This is a genomic window from Martinezella calliandrae (assembly GCF_030272695.1).
GTDB classification, from domain to species: Bacteria; Pseudomonadota; Alphaproteobacteria; order Rhizobiales; family Rhizobiaceae; genus Rhizobium; species Rhizobium calliandrae.
Genome location: NZ_JARFYN010000062.1, coordinates 19,588 through 38,404, shown reverse-complemented (window position 1 = coordinate 38,404; position 18,817 = coordinate 19,588). Strand labels below are relative to the sequence as shown.

The 18,817-nt window shown below is 62.6% G+C and carries 17 protein-coding genes; 8 read left to right on the top strand and 9 right to left on the bottom strand.

Going from position 1 to position 18,817, the window contains the following annotated elements; all coding sequences use genetic code 11:
* The first annotated feature begins 216 nt into the window (after window positions 1-216).
* Window positions 217-594 (top strand): type 2 periplasmic-binding domain-containing protein, encoded by a 378-nt coding sequence (locus PY650_RS30645; protein WP_432761603.1) that lies wholly within the window; start codon window positions 217-219, stop codon window positions 592-594.
* A gap of 293 nt (window positions 595-887) precedes the next feature.
* On the opposite strand, the gene PY650_RS30640 is transcribed toward PY650_RS30645, so the two are convergent.
* The 5 genes from PY650_RS30640 to PY650_RS30620 form a co-directional block, all read right to left on the bottom strand.
* Window positions 888-1,121 (bottom strand): hypothetical protein, encoded by a 234-nt coding sequence (locus tag PY650_RS30640; protein WP_285883587.1) that lies wholly within the window; start codon window positions 1,119-1,121, stop codon window positions 888-890.
* Window positions 1,122-1,195: 74 nt separating this feature from the next.
* A complete protein-coding gene (locus tag PY650_RS30635; protein WP_285883586.1) occupies window positions 1,196-2,749 on the bottom strand; it encodes a gamma-glutamyltransferase family protein in 1,554 nt (517 codons plus the stop codon).
* Window positions 2,750-2,805: 56 nt separating this feature from the next.
* Entirely contained in the window at window positions 2,806-4,296 is a 1,491-nt protein-coding gene (locus tag PY650_RS30630) for an FGGY-family carbohydrate kinase (protein WP_285883583.1), read from the bottom strand.
* 14 nt (window positions 4,297-4,310) lie between these two features.
* Window positions 4,311-5,111 carry a BtpA/SgcQ family protein gene (locus PY650_RS30625; RefSeq protein ID WP_285883582.1) on the bottom strand — a complete coding sequence of 267 codons (801 nt, stop codon included), beginning with the start codon at window positions 5,109-5,111 and terminating at the stop codon, window positions 4,311-4,313.
* Between the two features lie 68 nt (window positions 5,112-5,179).
* Complete coding sequence (locus PY650_RS30620; protein ID WP_285883580.1) at window positions 5,180-6,031, bottom strand: DeoR/GlpR family DNA-binding transcription regulator; 852 nt, start codon at window positions 6,029-6,031, stop codon at window positions 5,180-5,182.
* Window positions 6,032-6,194: 163 nt separating this feature from the next.
* On the opposite strand from PY650_RS30620, the gene PY650_RS30615 reads away from it, so the two are divergent.
* Together PY650_RS30615 and PY650_RS30610 are read left to right on the top strand one after the other, a co-directional pair.
* Entirely contained in the window at window positions 6,195-6,980 is a 786-nt protein-coding gene (locus PY650_RS30615) for an SDR family NAD(P)-dependent oxidoreductase (protein WP_285883579.1), read from the top strand.
* A 45-nt stretch (window positions 6,981-7,025) separates the two neighbouring features.
* Window positions 7,026-8,174, top strand: coding sequence for an ABC transporter ATP-binding protein (locus tag PY650_RS30610; RefSeq protein ID WP_285883578.1), 1,149 nt, complete (start codon window positions 7,026-7,028; stop codon window positions 8,172-8,174).
* A gap of 74 nt (window positions 8,175-8,248) precedes the next feature.
* Here PY650_RS30610 and PY650_RS30605 read toward each other — a convergent pair whose 3' ends face one another.
* From PY650_RS30605 to PY650_RS30595, 3 genes are all read right to left on the bottom strand, one after another.
* On the bottom strand, window positions 8,249-9,067 hold the full coding sequence (locus PY650_RS30605; protein WP_285883577.1) for a carbohydrate ABC transporter permease: 819 nt from the start codon (window positions 9,065-9,067) through the stop codon (window positions 8,249-8,251).
* Window positions 9,064-10,005 carry a carbohydrate ABC transporter permease gene (locus PY650_RS30600; RefSeq protein ID WP_285883576.1) on the bottom strand — a complete coding sequence of 314 codons (942 nt, stop codon included), beginning with the start codon at window positions 10,003-10,005 and terminating at the stop codon, window positions 9,064-9,066. Before PY650_RS30600 ends, PY650_RS30605 begins: the two co-directional genes overlap by 4 nt.
* 268 nt (window positions 10,006-10,273) lie before the next feature.
* Window positions 10,274-11,560 (bottom strand): ABC transporter substrate-binding protein, encoded by a 1,287-nt coding sequence (locus PY650_RS30595; protein ID WP_285883575.1) that lies wholly within the window; start codon window positions 11,558-11,560, stop codon window positions 10,274-10,276.
* A gap of 219 nt (window positions 11,561-11,779) precedes the next feature.
* On the opposite strand from PY650_RS30595, the gene PY650_RS30590 reads away from it, so the two are divergent.
* Genes PY650_RS30590 through PY650_RS30570 form a run of 5 tightly spaced genes read left to right on the top strand, consistent with a single transcriptional unit; the run spans window position 11,780 to window position 18,109 of the window.
* Window positions 11,780-13,231: an NAD(P)-binding domain-containing protein gene (locus PY650_RS30590; protein WP_285883574.1), complete on the top strand. Its 1,452-nt coding sequence runs from the start codon at window positions 11,780-11,782 to the stop codon at window positions 13,229-13,231.
* Window positions 13,228-14,265 carry a questin oxidase family protein gene (locus PY650_RS30585; RefSeq protein ID WP_285883573.1) on the top strand — a complete coding sequence of 346 codons (1,038 nt, stop codon included), beginning with the start codon at window positions 13,228-13,230 and terminating at the stop codon, window positions 14,263-14,265. The genes PY650_RS30590 and PY650_RS30585 overlap by 4 nt, the downstream gene beginning before the upstream one ends.
* Before the next feature lie 18 nt (window positions 14,266-14,283).
* Entirely contained in the window at window positions 14,284-15,480 is a 1,197-nt protein-coding gene (locus PY650_RS30580; protein WP_285883572.1) for an amidohydrolase, read from the top strand.
* Window positions 15,481-15,517: 37 nt separating this feature from the next.
* A complete protein-coding gene (locus PY650_RS30575) occupies window positions 15,518-16,867 on the top strand; it encodes an 8-oxoguanine deaminase (protein WP_285883571.1) in 1,350 nt (449 codons plus the stop codon).
* Window positions 16,868-16,876: 9 nt separating this feature from the next.
* Complete coding sequence (locus tag PY650_RS30570) at window positions 16,877-18,109, top strand: amidohydrolase family protein (RefSeq protein ID WP_285883570.1); 1,233 nt, start codon at window positions 16,877-16,879, stop codon at window positions 18,107-18,109.
* Window positions 18,110-18,286: 177 nt separating this feature from the next.
* Here PY650_RS30570 and PY650_RS30565 read toward each other — a convergent pair whose 3' ends face one another.
* A complete protein-coding gene (locus PY650_RS30565) occupies window positions 18,287-18,700 on the bottom strand; it encodes a MarR family winged helix-turn-helix transcriptional regulator (protein WP_285883569.1) in 414 nt (137 codons plus the stop codon).
* Between the last annotated feature and the right edge of the window lie 117 nt (window positions 18,701-18,817).

Sequence of the window (18,817 nt, the reverse complement as noted above, 5' to 3'; positions counted from 1 at the left end):
ACATGCTTCAGGAAACACTTGGCCTTCGCATCACAGGATTGCGGGTCCTGACCCAGAAGCCATGCACATCTTCGCCGGGATGGCGGTCGCCAGGGACGGCTCCTTTCTCGTTTGGAGGATTGTTGCTGTTTCTTCAGGTCTGCGGTCCATCGGTAAACAGTGTCACGGCTTCCTTTGAATCCCTGGGCTTTGATCTCGGACAGAAGCTGCCGACCGTTGCGACATCCTTCTCGATACGGATCGGCTGCGGATATTCTTTCCGCTGCCGACGGCGGTGAGTGGGACATCGCCTTCATCGCGTCAGACCCATCAAGAACCGATCGCTTCAGCTTCTCGCCTCCCTATATCTCGGTCGAAGCCACCTACCTGGTTCCGATAGCTTCACCCTATAGGACGGCGGACGAGCTGGATTCCACCGGAATTCGCATCGCTTCAGCGCGTAGCGCCGCCTATACGAAGCAGCTTGAGCGAACACTCAAGCGAGCGACGGTGCTGCATGCCGACAGCCCCACGGTGGCTCTCAACTTTCTCGTCGACCGAGAATGCGATGCGGCGCGCATCTCGTTTCCTTCGACGGTTTCATGGGTACTATGAACCAGTCCGACTCCCGACCTCAGCTCGGTCGGCAACTCTGGCAGTGCCTTGTTGCCGACCCGCCACCACCGCCTCGCTCTTCATCGCGGACTTCGTGCAGCGTTTGGCGACATCCACTGGGCAAGGAGAGATAGTGGTCGAGTGGCTATGCCATTCGGCTTCGCCCTCACAGATCCGGGCGGGCGGATTTCCCGCACCCGGCTCTTCCCGAGAGTAACCCGCGTCATATCCGAGCCTGCGCCCAAGTTCGAGTAATGTGTGGGACCGGCAGCGTGAAGCGTGCGGTCAGGATTTCAAATTCCAACCAAGCCGACGCCGATTTGCTGCGCGAGATGATCGGCTTTGCCGCTGAGAAGCTGATGGCGCTGGAGGTCGGCGCGAAGACCGGCGCGGGCTATGGCGAGCGCGCCGCGCAGTGCCGAGGTTGCCCGAAGGTAGCGCCGCAACTCCTGAACAGCCGTCGCAATGCCGCGCATGGCAAGCGCATCGATACCGAGCGCCCGCGATGCACCTGAATGATTCTCCACCCCTGCGGCTCCAGCCAGAGATCCTTGCCGATGTCTTTGGTCCGGAGAGCGTCCGCCTGCCGACGAAGGGGCGATCAGGCGTCAATCCCGATCGCCAGTCCGTCGCCGCGCAGGTCGTGCGCGCCGGTCGCCACGCCGTCTTCGCCGATGACGATTGCACCAGCTTGTCCTGCAAGCGGGCTTTGTGCTTCGATCGAGGAAAGCACATGGCCACGCGCGCAAAGTTCCGTGAAGACGTCCTTGCCGGCATCCGCCTCCAGCTTCAGGCTATTGCGGTCATCGGAAAAGGTCTTGCCAAGCAGGAAGCGCGGGCCGGCAAGCGCCGCCGCCGGTTGATTGCCGAAATCGATCAGCCGGGTCAACAGCATAGCCAGCGTCTGCGGCTGCCCGTCCGCGCCCTGCGTGCCGTAGAGCAGAGCCGGATGGCCGTTGCGCAGGCCGAGGCCCGGATTCAAGGTATAGAAAGGCCGTTTGCCGTGCGCGATGACATTGACGTGCCTGGGATCGGGCGAAAATGCCGCCCCGCGATTCTGCCAGAGAATGCCCGTATCCCCGACGACCACCCCACTGCCCCAATCGAAATAGGTACTCTGCAACACGCTGACGCTGCCGCCGTCGGCGTCGGTTGCGGCGAAGAATACGGTGTCGCCGCTGCGAAAGGGTGCCGGCCATGCGAGCGCTTGCGCACGATCAATGGAAGCCGCCGCCTGCGCAAGATGCTTTCCGCTCAGCCATTCCTCCACCGGCTGCGGTGCGAAATCGGGGTCGGCAATGCCGTCGCGGTCGAGGAAGGCGCGTTTGACGGCTTCCACGCAGAGATGCAGATGGCCGGCGCTGCCGGCCTGTTCGGCGGCGAGATCGAAATGGGCGAGAATCCCCATGATCGCCAGCGTCGTCAGACCTTGTGTCGGCGGCGGCGGCGCAAGCAATTCGAAACCGCGATATGAAAGGCTGACCGGCGCGACCTCGCGCGTTCCGGTCGCCACGAGATCGTCGCTCGTCAATGGAGAGCCGGCCGCCTGCAGCCCCGCGACGATCCTAGCGCCGAGTTCGCCCTCGTAGAAAGAGCGTGGTCCATCGCGGGCGATCAGCGAAAGCGACCGCGCCAAATTCTCCTGCCGAAACAAACTGCCGGTTTCCGGCGCCGCTCCATCCGGCATGAAGAGCGCGGCAAAACCGGGCCAGTCTGCTGCCTCGGCTCGCCGGAAGGCAAGCCAGAAGCTCTGCGACCGGGTCACCGGAAATCCGTCTTCGGCGTGGCGGATCGCATCGGCAAGCAAGGCGGGAAAACCGATCTTTCCGCCCCAGCGCCGCGTGGAATAGTCATGCGCGTGCCGCCATGCATCGACGGCGCAGGCCGAGGTCAGGGCCGAAAGCGGTCCGCGCAGCGGGATATTCCCGCCGAAATCCGGCAATTCCCGCGCCGCCTGCCCAATGCCGAGCAAACATGTCCTCCGCCCGCTGCGATCGGCAATGATCCAGACGGAATCGCCGCCAAGCCCGCAGAAATGCGGATAGACGACTGCAATCGTGCTGCCGATGGCAATCGCAGCCTCCAATGCATTGCCGCCCGCACGCAGAATCGCAGCGCCGGCCTCGCTCGCCAGGGCGTGCGGGCTTGTTACCATGCCGCCGCGCCCGGCCGTCTGTCTCTTGGAATCCTGATCCGCCGGTGTGACCACGCTCAAATCCCGCTGGGTGTATAGAGCGCACGATAGGTCCGATAGCCGCGATCGTAAACCGCGGCATTCTCAGGGTTTGAGACGATTCTTTTTCCCCGGCCGACAAAGGCGGTCACGCCGGACCAATCCTCGGTCAGTCCGACAGCGATCGCCGCCGCCCAGGCGACGCCAAGGCAGGAGCCGGGATGGCCGGTGAGCCCCTGCAGTGGCTGCTGCAGCACGTCGGCAACTATCTGCATCCAGATCCGGCTCTGCGATCCTCCGTCAGAGACGACGAAACGCGTCGTCGGGTGACCGATATCGTTCAGCACGTCGATATGATGGCGCAGCGCATAGGCATAGGCTTCCAGCATCGCCCGCCAGAGATGGCCGATATGATGCGACAGCGTCAGTCCGGCGATCAGTCCGCGCGCGCCGGCATCGTGAATCGGTGTTTTCTCGCCGAGGAAATAAGGCAGGATCGTCAGCCCATCCGCGCCGGGCGCGCATGCCGCGGCCAGCCGGTCGAGATAGTGGTGCACGGATATTCCCTCTGCCTTTGCAGCGATCTCCTCGCGTCCGGCAAAGGTGCTGATGAACCAGTTGAGCCCCGAGCCGCCGGTCGACATGCAGCCGTTCGGCATATAGAGCCCCGGCACCAGATGATAGTCGAGGAACATGCGAGGGTCGGGCCGCACGACATCCGTCGCCGTCAGAATATCGACGGCACCCCCGAATTTCAGCAGCACGTCGCCTGCCTTGTTGATCCCTGCGCCGAAAGCCGACGCGATCATGTCGGCGGCCCCGCCGATGACAGGCGTTCCGATTGCGAGCCCTGTCGCCTCGGCGGCTTCGTCGGTCAGATGGCCGAGCACCTCATGCGACACCGCCTTCCTCGGAATGACGTCCCGCCTAATTCTCGCAAGCCCGATCAGCTCGTCATCGAGATTGCCGGTATTGATGTCGACGAAGCCCGCTTCCAGCGCCCAGTTCTGTTCGACCGCCCTTTCGCCGGTCAGTTTCCAGTTGATGAAATCGTAGGACCCCATGACCGTGCCTATGCGGCCGAAGATCTCCGGCTCGTGTCGAGCGATCCAGCGCAGTTTTGCCGTCACCAGCTGCTGGTTGATTCCGTTTCCGGCTCTGGCAAGAAAATCCGCCTCATCCCACTCGGCCTTAAGTTGCTCGACCTCCTGGCCGCAACGCCCGTCGCTTTGCTGAATGCTAGGCCTCAGCACCCGGCCGGCCTCATCAAGCAGCACGACGGCCGGCAGCATTCCGGTCACGCCGACGGCGGAAATCTGCCCTGCCCCGATCCCACTCGTTGCAATCAGTTCCCTGGCGATCTCGCATACATTCCTCCACCATTCCTCCGGATCTTCCTCGGCCCATCCGTGCTGCGGCGAATGAAGTCTCGAAGGCCGGGAGGTGAGCCCCAGAACGCGGTTCGGCAGCTCGATCATGATGCCGATGGTGGATGTGGTGCCGATATCGAGGCCGAGCGTGATGGACATGGCGGTTCCTGTGTTCAGCGCAGCGTCTCGACGATCTCCATGAAGCGCTTCACCCGGTCGCTGTCGACGGGATTCCAGGTATTGCCGTCCACCTTGAAATGCGTGCCGATGACAACGCCGCTGGCGGCGCTCAATATGTCGCGCACATTATCCTTGTTGACCCCTGTATTGGCGAAAACCGGCACATCCTTGACGGCCTCGCACACGCGCCTCAGGTCCGATTGATCGACTGCCTGTCCGGTTAGCGGCCCCGAAACCAGGATGGCGTCGGCGAGCGACGAGAATACGGCGCTCTTTGCCCTGAGTTCAATCGGGCGCTGGTCCAGCGAATGTGCGAATTCCGCATTGATGTTGAAGAGCATCTTCATGTCGCCGCGGCCGAGACTGTGCCGCAGCCGCGACGCCTTGGCGCAATCCGGCTGCCAGATGCCCATGTCGGAGGCGAAGACTCCGGTGAATATCTCGCGAACGAAGCTCGCTGCCGTCACCGCGCCGATGGCAACGCTTGCCGAGGGGTCCCATAGATAGTTAACGCCGAACGGCACGGTCAGATGCGGCTTCGCCCGCTCGACGATCGAGGTCATGGCCGCCAGTCCTTCCGGCGGCGCCTGAAAGACGTAAGGCCGGTCGTTCTCGTTGCCGAACATGATCGCGTCCACACCGCCCGCTTGCAGCTTCTCGATATCGAGAAGCACGTCGTCGACGAGCTTATTCAGCCCGCCGGCGGCGTCATAGGCGGGCGAGCCGGGCAGAGCGCCGATATGGGCCATTGCGATGACCACCTTCTTTTTGGCGCCGAAAAAGTCGAAGACCATGCGAGAACTCCCTGAAGCGGAATCGAGTGGAGGAGCATCCGCTGCGGACGGATGCGCGAAAGGCCAAATCAAAGCGAGGGCTGCTCCTCGGGCGCGATTCGCACCTCGACATCGGCGGCGGCGAGCGCATCGGCAAGGTCGGTCGGCGGCATGGCATCGGTGATCAGCATGTCGAATTGCTGCAGCGGCGCGATATGCACCAGCGATATCCGCTTGAACTTGGTGGAATCACAAAGCACCACCTTCTGCGTTGCGCGGCGCAGATAGACCCGCTTCATGTCCGTGTCCTCGAACGAATAGTCGTAGATTCCCTGCGCGGTGATCCCGGACACGCCGACAAAGGCAATGTCAAACCAGAGCTCCTCGAATTGCGAGACGGCCGATTGGCTGCTAATCGCCATTTCGTCGCCGCGCATGCGCCCGCCGGGCAGATAGACTTCGCAGGCGCCAGCGCCAAGCTGCATGGCGTTGCGCACGCTGTTGGTGAAGATCTTCGTGTGCGGCTGGTTGAGCAGCAGGCCCGAGAGCAGATAGGTCGTGGTGCCGACGTCGAGGGCCAGGGTACGTGCGCCGGCGGCAACGCCGGCCGCTTCCAGAGCGATCGTCCGCTTCGACGCAGCATTGCGCGTCAGCCGGGATTCGAAGGTCGGCTCCTCGCGATCGACGGCTTCGCTGGCGATCGGCTCGAAAGCCTTGCCGCTGCGCACCGCGCCGCCATGCGTGCGCACCAGCTTGCCGTCCTTTTCGAGTTCGATCAGGTCGCGACGGACGGTCATTTCGGAAACGGCGAGCTGAGAGGCGATATCGCTGACGAAGATCGCGCCTTTGCGCGCCAGCGTTTCCAAGATTCGCGCATGCCGCACCTGGGCCAGAACCTTCGGTTTTTCCGCTGCGGCGACCATCTGCTGCTCCGCCTCCATAGTACCGTTCTTATCCTCCGCCGTCGCAGCTCGCCGCTGCGATTGTCCGATTGCTTCTTGCAATGTATCGGATGATTCGAACAAATTCAAACATAAATTTCTCTTGTCGTGTATGATTTTGTTGCTATATGATCGCTCCTGTTTCCATTCCATGAGGGCCGGCATGCAGTCTCCAAGCTTTCCAGAATTGTCCGGCAGGCGCGCGATCGTAACTGGTGGGGCGACGGGGATAGGACGTGCGATCGCGTCCGCGCTCTCCCGCCAGTCGATCAGGGTGGCGATCTGCGATATTAACCTCGCGGCTGCCGAACAGACGGCCGCCGAGATCGGCAACGGCGCCACCGCGCATGCGATCGACGTTCGCAAGCGCGCCTCGGTGGAGGCGACCTTTGCCGAGGTGGCAGAGACGATGGGCGGTTACGACATACTCTGCGCCAATGCCGGCGTCTCGACCATGCAGCATGCACTGGAACTGACCGACGAGGAGTGGGACTATAACTTCGACGTCAACATTCGCGGCATCTTCCTGACCAATCAGATCGCAGCCCGGCGCTTTACGAGCACCGGCACCGGCGTGATCGTCAACACCGCCTCGCTTGCGGCCAAGGTCGGCGCGCCGCTTCTCGCCCATTATTCGGCCAGCAAGTTTGCCGTGCTCGGCTGGACGCAGGCGCTTGCCCGCGAACTCGCGGCTTCGGGCATCCGCGTCAACGCCGTGTGCCCCGGTTTCGTCAAGACCGGCATGCAGGAACGTGAGATCGCCTGGGAGGCGAGCCTGCGTGGTGTAACGCCCGAACGAGTCGTTGCGGATTATATTGTGCAGACGCCGCTCGGCCGGCTGGAAACGCCTGAAGATGTCGCCGATGTCGTCGTCTTTCTCTGCTCGAATTCGGCCCGCTTCATGACGGGCCAGGGCGTCAACGTCACCGGCGGCGTCTACACGACGTGACCCGTCCAGGATCGGCATCGGGCCTCCGTTCAACAGGGAAAGCGCATGGCTGAAATCGTCTTCGACCAGATCAGCAAGAGTTACGGCGATGGCTATGCGGCGATCCGCAACTTGAACATGACCATCCGCGACGGCGAATTTCTGGTCCTCGTCGGCCCCTCCGGCTGTGGCAAGTCAACGGCGTTGCGCATGATCGCCGGTCTCGAAGACATCACCGACGGCCGCTTGGCGATCAACGGCGTCGTCGTCAACGACCTTGCTCCGCGCGACCGCGATATTGCTATGGTGTTCCAGTCTTATGCGCTCTATCCACATTTGACGGTGGCCGAGAACATCGGCTTCGGCCTTCGCGTGCGTGGCCTCGACAAGACCGAGATCGCCCGCAAGGTGCTGGAGACGGCGAAGCTGCTCGAGCTCGAGGACTATCTCGCGCGCAAACCCGCCCAGCTCTCCGGCGGCCAGCGTCAGCGCGTCGCCATGGGCAGGGCGCTCGCGCGCAGCCCTCAGGCTTTCCTAATGGACGAGCCGCTCTCCAATCTAGATGCCCGCCTGCGCGGCCAGATGCGCGCCGAAATCGCCCGCATGCAGAAGATGTCGGGTATCACCACCGTTTATGTCACCCACGACCAGGTCGAAGCCATGACCATGGGCGATCGCGTCGCCGTCATGAAGAGCGGCGTCCTGCAGCAGCTCGACACCCCGCGCAGCCTTTATGATCAGCCGGCCAATCTCTTTGTCGCAAGTTTCATGGGCTCGCCGGCGATGAACCTACTGGCGGTCGACCTTTTCGCGACGGACGACGGCCCCGAAGCCCGTTTCGGCCAGGCCTCCATCCTCTTCTCCGACGAAGTGCTCGCCGCGCGACCGCAAATCGCCGCCGCCGCTGGCCGAGCGGTCGTGCTCGGCATCCGCCCGGAAGCCTTCCAGCCGGTCGATACGGGCGGCCTGGCCGGGACTGTCGCTTTCGTCGAGGATCTTGGCGCCAACCTTCTCGTCCACGTCGATGTGGAGGCTGGCGACCGGCTGAAATCGCTCTCGGCCGAGGAGGATGACGTTGCGCTGTCGGCGCCGCGCCTGCGCTTCATCATTGACGGCACCAGCCATGTGAGGATCGGCGAGCGCCTGTCGCTTACCGCCGACCCCGCCCGCATCCACGTATTCGACGCCGCCACCGAAATGGCGATTCGCGCCTAAGCGCGCCGCTTCCTTGAAGCATGATGCCGAAACGCGTGAGCGGTTTTCGCACGAGGTGATGTCCTCGTTCGGATCTAATGAATGCCCTTCGTCAGGCCCTGCACGAAATAGCGGTTGAGGAAGAGCACGATGAGCACGATCGGGATGGTCGAAAAATGCGCCAGCGCGCCGAGCGTGCCCCAGGTGATGTCCTTCGTGCCATAGGCTGAAAGCAGTGCCACCGAGATCGGCTTGGAATCGAGCCGCGTGAGGAACATCGGGTAGAGGAAGTCGTTCCAGGAAAACATCAGGCAGAAAAGCGCTGAGGCCACGACGCCCGAGCGCACCGCCGGCAATGCCACGCGCCAGAAGGAGCCGAACAGCGTGCATCCATCGGTCAGCGCCGCTTCCTCCAGCTCCCGCGGCAAGCTGCGGAAATAGGAAAACATCATCCAGGTGACGAAGGCCGAGTTCAGCATCGTGTTGATGAGAACGACGGCAATCCAGCTGCCGAGCAGCCCGATATCGCGCATCATCAGATAAAAGGGGATCAACGCTGCCACCGCCGGCACCATGCGGATCGCCATGAAGAAATAGGCAACGGCAATGGCGTAGCGGCTGGTCGAACGCGCCAGCGAATAGCCTGCCGGCACGCCGAGCAGCAGCGACAGGAAGACGGAACCGCCGGCGATCAGCAGGCTTGAAGACAAAAGGCTCCAGACGTCGAACAGGCGGAAGACAGTTACGAACTGCTCGAAAGTCGGCACAAAGGTCAATTTCGGCGGGATCGAGAAGATGTCGCGCGACGGCTTGTAGGCCGTCGATGCCAGCCATAGGAATGGCAACAAGAAAAAGGCGAGCATGACAAGGATGAAGCTGCGCGCGCCAAGGCGCCTGAGGGTGCGTGTGCTCATCGCCCGTTCGCCTTTCTGTCCGCCTTGCGGATCAACAGGATGAAGCCTGCCGCGATCACCGCGATGCAGATCAGCGTCAGGTTTGATATCGCCGAGGCGCGGCCGATATTGAAGAATTCCAATCCCTGCTTCACGGCATGCAGCATCAGCGTGTTGGTTGCATTGCCCGGCCCGCCGCCTGTCGTCACGAAGACGCTGTCGAAGACGCGGAAGGCGTCGATGGTGCGCAGCGTCAACGCCAGAAGGATCGAAGGCAGCATGAGCGGAATGACGATGATCCTCAGACGCTGCAGCGCCGTTGCCCCATCCACTTCCGATGCCTCGAGAATATCGCCCGGCAATGCCTTCAGGCCCGCAAGCAGGATCAGCGCCACCAGTGGCGTCCATTCCCAGATATCGACGAAGATGAGCGTCGCCAGGGCCGAGTCGGGATTGGCGAAAAGGCCGCGTGGATCGGAAATCCCGAACTGGGCCAGATAATAGCCGATGAGCCCGTAGTCGGCGAGCAGCAGCGCCCGAAAAATCAGCCCGACCACAAGCGGCGTGATCGTCACCGGAATGAGGATCAGCGCCAGGCAGATCCGGTTGAAGCGGTCGTCGCGCCAGAGCGCCAGCGCAATGGCAAAGCCGAGCAGCAGCTCGACGGTTACCGCGCCGACGGTGAAGATGACCGTATTGACGAAGGCTCCGCGCGTCACGGTGTCGGAGAGAAGATCGACGTAATTGCCGAGCCCGACGAAATGCGTTCGCCCCGGCTTCAGCAGATTGTAGTCGTAAAGGCTGAACCAGATGCCTTGCGCCAACGGCCAGACGCCGATGACGAGCACGTAGATGATGGCCGGCGACGTCATCAGGATGAAGAACAGCCGTCTACGATCGGGATAGGAAACGCTCAAGTCCGCAGAGCGCCTCGATGCGGAAGTAAGGGACAGGGTCACGTCATATCCATCCGATTCCTGGTTCGATGCGCGCCGCCGGGATCGAGCCCGGAGACTCGACTGATCATGAAGCCTGAGGCGCATCGGATCAATGGTGTGGAGACGGCAGGGCTGCGATCCGGATCGGGAAGATTGCAGGCAACATCGGCTTGGAATCTTGATCCTCATCCAAATCGGGAAAGTAGGGCATGATGCCGAAAAGCGCTTACACTTCTCGGCATCATGCTTCAGGCTGCGGCCGGGGAAGAACTGAGTGGCGTCGACGCCGTCAGAAGAGCTTGGCAGCGGCTTCCTGGGCGGCGTCAAGCGCCTTCTTGGGATCGGCATTGCCGACGAGCACATCGTTCACGGCAGTACCGAGCAGGTCCTGAATCTCCGGATATTGCGGGATGCGCGGACGATATTCGCCGTCGCCATGCTCGAATGTCTCGGCGATAACCGGCAGGAAGGGGAACTTCTTCAGCAGATCCGGATCGGTCATCTCGCTCTTGCGCAGGAAGCTGCCGGCGCCCATCATGTTGAATTCCTTGTGTATCGGCGGGCTGACCAGCCACTTGATGAAGGCCCACGCGGCTTCCTTCTGCGTGTCCTTGATGCCAGCGTTGATCGCCATGCCCCAGCCGCCAATGCCGTAGAGCTTCGGCAGGCCTGCGCCCCGCGGCGCCGTCGTGATCGCCACCTTGTCGACGATCTTGGAGATCGCGGGATCATAGTAGCCGGGCGCGCCGACCGACCATGTCTGCATGCTCGCCGCAATGCCCTGCCGGAAGCTTTCCTCGCGACCGCCCCAGTCGTAATTGACGGCGCCGGGAGGTGCCGCTTTCATGAAGAGATCCTTGTAGACGGTCAGGCTCTTGATATTGGCTTCCGAATTCAGCGCCGGCTTACCGTCGGCGCCGAGGATCGAGCCGCCCATCTCGGTATTGTACTGCATCCAGTCCTGTGCGACTGCCGGGCCTTTCTGACCGTTGGCGACGAAGCCGTAGATCTTCTTGCTGGGGTCGGTCAACTTGTAGGCGGCCTCTACCAATTCCTCCATCGTCGTCGGCGCCTTCAGGCCGGCGGCGTCGAAGAGGTCCTTGCGGTAGGCGAGCACGTTGGCATAACCGGCAAAGGGAAAGGCAACCTGCTTGTCGCCCCAGTGGCCAAGCGCATTGAGAAGCGTCGGATAGATGTCGTCGAGCTTCAGTTCGGCGGCGTCGCGCTTCATCCACGCCGTGAGGTCGACCGTGTATTTGTTTTCGGCATATTGGCCTGCCCAGACGATGTCCATCGTCACGAGATCGTAGCCGGCGGTGCCGCCGACGAAATCTGTCGTCGTCTTGGTCAGCAGCGAGCCGTAATCGAGAATATCGACCTTGACGGTGGCGCCCGTCTCCTCGGTGAATTTGGGGGCGATGGCAGCCAGAACCGCCGCGAACTGGTCGTTCTGCGAGGCAAGTGTGAGCGTGATTCCTTCGTATTTCTTGTCAGCGCCGACGGCGGAGCCCACAAATGCGACCGAGACGAGGCCCGCGATCGCCAATTTTCGTGTGAGACTGTTGAGCGATTTCATGTTTGCTCCCCTTTTTTTGACTGGCTTGGGCACTATACATCAAACAAAATCGCACTCAAGCGCACTTGACAAAAAATCGTAAACATTAAAAATCACACATTAGAACATATTCGCGCATAAATGTCCATATTTTGTGCGCGTTGCTTAAAAAATGGCGGGGAGTTGATCAATCCCTGCGCGTTTATACTGCCCTGTCCAACGCGCGCGAGCTGCATATTCATGAAGACAACGCCGGACGAGCGCCTGAAAGAGCTGGGACGTCGCGCCCATGATGAGATGGCGCGCACAGAAGCGCTCTGCGCGGACTGGCCGAAGCTAGGCGATGATGACCGCGGCAGCCTTCATTCCGTCGTCATCTGCGGCGCCGGCCTCTCCGGCCTTTCAATCGCCTTCGCCCTGAAGCGGCGCGGCATCAGGTCCGTTCATGTGATCGATCGGAGCGAAGCGGGCCGGGAAGGCCCGTGGATTACCTGCGCCCGCATGCAGACCCTGCGTTCGCCGAAATATCTCTCAGGTCCGGATCTCGGCATCCCGAGCCTGACGCTGCGCTCTTGGTACGAGGCCCTGAATGGCGTCGATGCCTGGGACGCGCTGGACAAGATCGGCCGCCAGGATTGGATGGCCTATCTTATCTGGTTTCGAGAAACCGTCGGCATCGACGTCGAAAACAGCACCATGCTTTCCTCGATCGGCCCGGCAGAGGGCGGACTTGCGCTCACGCTGACAAAGCGTGACGGCACCAGCCGTACGATCGCCTGCCGCCACCTGGTGATGGCGACCGGCATCGACGGCTGCGGCGGCCCGCGCATACCCGCGATGGTCAAGGCGCTGCCGAAATCCGCCTGGACGCATAGCAGCGAGCCGATCTCCATCGATTTTCTGACCGGCAGAGACGTCGCGATCCTTGGCGGCGGCACGTCGAGCTTCGACTGGGCCGTCGCGGCCCTGGAGACCGGAGCCCGAGAGGTGACGATGTTTGCGCGCAGCACCGACTTGCCGCGTACGGAGGTTCTCGCCTGGACCAATTTTCCCGGCTTCCTCGGCCATTTCGCCGACCTGCCGGATCTGGAGCGCTGGCGCTTCGCCCATCTCTACTTCAATTTCAAGGTTCCGCCGACGCAGGAGCAGTATGACCGGGCCTGCCGCCACCCTGGTTTTACCATGCAGCTCGGCTGCGGCGTCCGTGAACTCACGATGGACGGCGGCAAGATCAGGCTGACGACCGCAAATGGCATCTTCCATGCCGATCACCTTCTGCTGGGCACCGGTTACGAGATCGACTTCGCGCTCAGGCCCGAGCTTGCCGGCCTCATCGAGGCCGCTGTCTTCTGGAAGGACCGTTTCCAACCGCCGCAGGGAGAAGAGAATGCGATGCTTGCGGGCCATCCCTATCTCGGCCCTGGCTTCGAACTGACGCCCAGACATGCCGAAGCCGGCTGGGTCTCACGCATCCATATGTTCAATGCCGGCGCGCTGCCGAGCCTCGGCCCGGTCAGCAACGGCGTCACCGGTCTCAAATACGGGGTGCCGCGCATCGTCGGCGCGCTAGTGAAAGCGCTGTTCATCGAGGACTCCAACCGGTATCTTGAAGCATTGGCCGCCTATGACGAGCCGCATTTCGATCCCGGCATGGTCGAGGACGTCACGACATCAAGGGGAGATTTGGCATGAGACAGGCTGCCGCCATTCAATTCTCGGGTTTGGAGGCCGTCCTTTCGCGGGCACGCGAGGACAGCGTCGAATTCCCCTATATGCTCGCCAACCACGTTCCGATGGTGCTGGTCGCGCTCGAGCGCCTCGGTGCCTCGCCGGACCGGCTGGAGCAGTGGTACGAGCGGTATCGCGACAACAACAAGCTTCCGTCGATGCCGCCGCCGGTTGCTCCGATTATTGGCGCATCCTGGGCCGAAGCGCTCGGCGATCGCACGCGAGAGGCCGATTACCGTGCCTTCTTCGTCGGCGAAACCCGCCGGCTCGGCATCGGTGTCGTTATCCGCACCTATCTGCCCCCCATGGTGAACGGCCTTGCCGGCAGCGCAACGCATCCGCTGATGCGTCTTGCCTATGGTGTCCTCAGGAAGGACGAGGAGGAGGTCGGCACCGCGCTCGGCTATTGGGCGGCCTGTTATCTGCCGCTTCCGCCTGCGACCGCCGCCGCCCCCGATACGGACGATCCGGCAAGGGTGCTTGCCGATGTCAGCCATATCGAAGGCATCCGCAGCTACGAGGCGGAAACCGATCTGCTCTGGCATAATATCCGCGCCGTCGCCGCACTTCCGGGCTTCCGTCCCGTCATCGATCGCCTCGCTTTCAGTGCCGATACGCCGCGCCGCATGGCCGCAACCTCGCTCGCGCTCTTTGCCGCCACCATGGATTTCTCCGCACTCCATTCCGTCACCGGCATGCACTGGCTGCGCCTCGTCTCTCTGCACCTGGAAAATGTCGAGCCCTTATACCGTGCCTTCTGGCAGGTGATCGCCGCACTTGTGCCGAAGATCGGTTTTCCCGCACTCCTCACCGCCGAGGCACTGGAAGAAATGCGCAGCCGACACGCGCCCGCCTGGCCGGAGATCAAGCGCGCCGCCATCGCTTCGGACGACGAGCACGATGTTAGCCTGGTCTTTTCCGCCTGGCAGGAGGAAGAGGTTTGGAAGGATCCGCTTTATCGCGTCGTCGCGGCGCGCAAAGTCGGGCTGATTGACTAGCGGATGATGGGAGATTTGATGACGCCGAGCCTTGTAGTCGAAAACGCCAGGACCGAAGCAGGCGAGCTTGTCTCGCTCGTTCTGGACGATAGCCGGATTGCCGCAATCGGCCCGAAGGCGGCGGCCGGCATCGGCCCAACGGTGCCGCGTTTCGATGCGGCGGGCGGCCTGCTCAGCCTTCCGTTCGTCGACGGCCATATTCATCTCGACAAGACGCTGATCGGCCTGCCTTTCATGCCGCATATCCCGGGCGATACGGTCGCCAAGCGGATCGAGGCCGAGAAGTCCCTGCGGCGCACTGTGGCCCTGCCGGTCGAAGCCCGCGGCGGCGCTCTGCTGGAAAGGCTCGCCGCCTACGGCACGCTCTCCGTACGCAGCCACGTCGACATCGATACCGAAGTTGGCCTGAAAGGTCTCGAGGCTGTACTTTCACTGAAGGGGAGCCATGGTCATCTCGTCGATATCCAGACCGTTGCCTTCCCGCAATCCGGCGTGCTGCGCGATCCCGGAACCGCGAAGCTCCTCGACGCGGCAGTCGCGGCCGGCGCCGATCTCGTCGGCGGCCTCGATCCGGCCGGCATCGACAACGACGTGACCGGTCATCTCGATGCGATCTTCGCCGTCGCCGCCAAATACGGCGTCGGGCTCGATATCCATCTGCATGACGGCGGAGCGCTCGGCGCCTTCGAGCTCCGCCAGATCGCCGATCGCGCCGCGGTGCTCGGCCTTGAAGGCAAGGTGGTCGTCAGCCACGCTTTCTGTCTGGGCGAGCTGGATGATGCGGATTTCGGCCGCACCGCGGCCGCACTCGCCAGATCGGGCGTGGCGGTCATGACCAGCGCGCCGGGGCCGGTGCCCATGCCGCCGGTCAAGCGGCTTGCCGCCGCCGGCGTTCGGCTCTTTGTTGCCAGCGACAATATCCGCGATGCCTGGTCGCCTTTCGGCAACGGCGACATGCTGGAGCGCGTCGGCATTCTGTGCGATCGCCAGGATTTCCGCTCGAACGAGGATCTGGCAGCGGCCTTCCGCCTGGCGACGGAGGCGCCGGCCGAGATCCTCGGCCGCCCCGTCGCCCCCCTCCGGGCCGGCTCGCCTGCCAATTTTATCATCTTGCCTGCCGCGTCTCTGGCAGAAGCCGTCGCCGTTCGTCCTCTCGATCGCACCGTTTTCCGCGGCGGCGCCATCATTGCCCGCGACGGCCGACTGGTCGCCTGATTTTTCCGCCAATGCATGGTGCATGGGAGCATCGCCGATGAAGGGTCGCCTCTGGATTCAATCGCCGCTCGCCATCATGGCCGAGGGCGCTGAAGGCGGCATCATCGTCGAAAACGGCCTTATCGTCGAGCTGATCGCGGCTGGACGGCAGCCCCCGAGCCCTGTCGATGCGCGCTTCGACGCCGGCAGGCACGTCGTCATTCCCGGTCTCGTCAACGCCCATCACCATATGTTCCAGACCCTGACGCGCGCCCATCCGAGGGCGATCAACAAGTCGCTCTGGCCATGGATCCGCGCGCTCTATCCGATTTGGGCAAAGCACATGACGCCCGAAGCCTTCCGTCTTGCCGTCCGTCTCGCGCTGACCGAGCTCCTGCTTTCCGGCTGCACCACCACCTCCGACCACCACTATCTCTACGCCGCCGGCCTCGAAGACGCGATGGACGTCGAAGCCGAGGAGGCAGCTCGCCTCGGCATGCGCATTACACTGACCCGGGGCAGCCTCAACATCAAGGACCAGCAGGGCGTCATTTCGCCGGCCAATGTCGTGCAGGACGACGACGTGATCCTGGCCGACAGCGAGCGCGTGTTGCGGCGGTATCATGACCGGTCGGAGGGGGCGATGACACAAGTGGCGCTTGCGCCCTGCGCGCCCTTCGATGTCACGCTGGAACTGATGCGCGAAACGGCAGCGCTGGCGGAACGCTACGATTGCCGGCTCCACACTCATCTGGTCGAGACCAGAGCGGAGGCCGAATTCTGCCGCAGCAAATTCGCCTGCACGGCGGTAGAATATCTCGACCGATGCGGCTGGTTGAATTCCCGCACCTGGCTCGCCCACGGCATCCATTTCGACGATGCGGAGATCGCCGAGCTCGGCCGACACGGCGTCGGCATCTGCCACTGCCCGACCTCGAACATGGTGCTTGCATCGGGCATGTGCCGCACCTGCGAGCTGGAAGCCGCAGGCGTCCCAGTGGGGCTCGGCGTCGACGGCTCGGCCTCCAACGACAATTCCAGCTTGATGGAAAGCGTGCGCCATGCGCTGATGCTGAACCGCCTGACATACGGCGCCGAAGCCGTCACCCATTTCGACGCGCTGCGCTGGGGAACCGCTGGCTCGGCAAAGCTGCTCGGCCGCGGCGACATCGGCACCATCGCGCCGGGCGGCCAGGCAGATCTGGCCTTCTACAAGCTTGACGAATTGCGTTTCTCCGGCGCCGGCGATCCGCTGGCCGCCCTGGTGCTCTGCGGCGCGACCACGGCCGACCGCGTCATGATCGCGGGCGAATGGCGCGTCACCGACGGCATGGCTGCGGGCGTCGATATCCAGACGCTTATCGCCGACCACAACCGCGTCGCCCGTAATTTTCTTCTATCGGTCTGAGGAGACCCCATGGAGATCGATTTCGTCATCCGCAATGCCCGACTGCCGGGCTCGATCGAGCCGACGGACATCGCCTTCGAGGCGGGCCGCATCGCGGCAATCGCGCCGCGTTTCGTCTGCGACGCACCGCACCATGACGCAGGCGGGAAATTCGCCTGCGGCGGCCTCATCGAAACCCATATCCATCTCGACAAGGCCGGCATCATCAGCCGCTGCAATCTCTGCACCGAGACCCTGGCGGAGGCTGTCAGCGAAACCTCGAGGGCAAAGGCCGCCTTCACCGAGGAGGATGTTTATGCCCGTGCCGCCGCCGTGGTCGAAAAGGCGATCCTAAACGGCACCACCCGCCTGCGCACCTTCGTCGAGATCGACCCCCGCGCCGGCTTCCGCTCCTTTGAGGCGATCAAGCGCGTCAGGAACGACTATGCCCGCCTGATCGATATCGAAATCTGTGCCTTCGCCCAGGAGGGTCTAACGAACGACATCGGAACCGAGGAGATGCTGGCGCAGGCGCTGAAAACCGGCGCCGACCTCGTGGGGGGGTGCCCCTACACCGATCCCGAGCCGGCCGAGCACATCCGCCGCATCTTTGCACTTGCCGCGCGCTTCGATACGGCCGTCGATTTCCACCTGGATTTCGATCTCGATACCGCCAATTCCAACCTTCCGACTGTCATCGCCGAAACCCTCGCTCGCGGCTACCACGGCCGCGTCTCTATCGGCCACGTCACCAATCTCTCGGCCATGCCGCCGGACGAATTTTCACCGGTCGCCCGCCGCCTTGCCGAAGCCGGCATTGCGCTCACCGTGCTTCCCGCCACCGATCTGTTTCTAACCGGCCGCAACGCGACGCACCTCGTGCCGCGCGGCGTGACCCCTGCGCACCGCCTGGCCGAGCTTGGCGTGGTGACCTCTCTTTCTACCAACAACGTCCTCAATCCCTTCACGCCCTTCGGCGACGTCAATCTGATGCGCATAGCCAATCTCTACGCCAATGTTGCGCAGATCGGCTCCGCCGACGGCTTGAGGGGAGTTTTCGGCATGGTGACAGCCCAGGCGGCCGCCCTTCTCGGGCTACAATCCTATGGCATTTCGGTCGGCAATGCGGCCGATCTTGTCCTTTTCGACGCACAGTCGGGCGGCGATGCCGTTGCTACCATCGCTCCGGCTGTCGCCGGATGGAAAAACGGTCGCCAGAGCTTCCATCGCCCGCCGGCGCAGCTATTCCGGGCACACGGCTGAAGCTCATCAAACGCCAGTTCTACGGCAGAGCATAGCGAGATTGATCAGCATGGCAGGCTTTCGCCTCAGCAATCTGTGTCAGAGCCAGTTCTCGACGAAAAAATCCGGCAGTGCGGGGTCCACTTCTCGGTACAATTCAATAATAAGTAGTATGAGCAGTACTGCAAGAACCGGATGTTATGGCTTCAGCCGATCAACCGAGGTTGTGAGTTCGAGGTTATCCTCGCGCGATTCGCCCTCTTGCCGGATACTTCGTAGGACTTCCAACGCTGCCTCCCGCAGTTCGGGCGCGAAAAGGCGCAGAAACCGCGCCTCGTGCGCGTCGATGATCGCATGCACCGTCTCCACCCTCTCCAGACCAGTCCTCGTGAGGCGAAGAGCCTGCGATCGGCCACCGAGCGGAACCCGGTCGACAAGCCCGGCTTTGGTCAGCCCGAACATTAAGGGAACCATGTTGGCGCGCTGGATGCCGAGGCTGCGTCCGAGATCGCTCTGGGTGCAGCCGGGATTGGCATCGATCAGCGTCAGAATGGAAGCTTCGACCGGCCTGAGCTCGATTGCCTGAAGCCTTGAGCCCAGATCGGCCATCATCACATTGGACGCCCTCCTCAGCTGATAGCCAAGCAAGATCTCGAGCGGGTCGCTCAATTTCGATGTACGGGCGTCGATATCCATAGTCCGGCTATAATGCTATTGCGCATAACAATC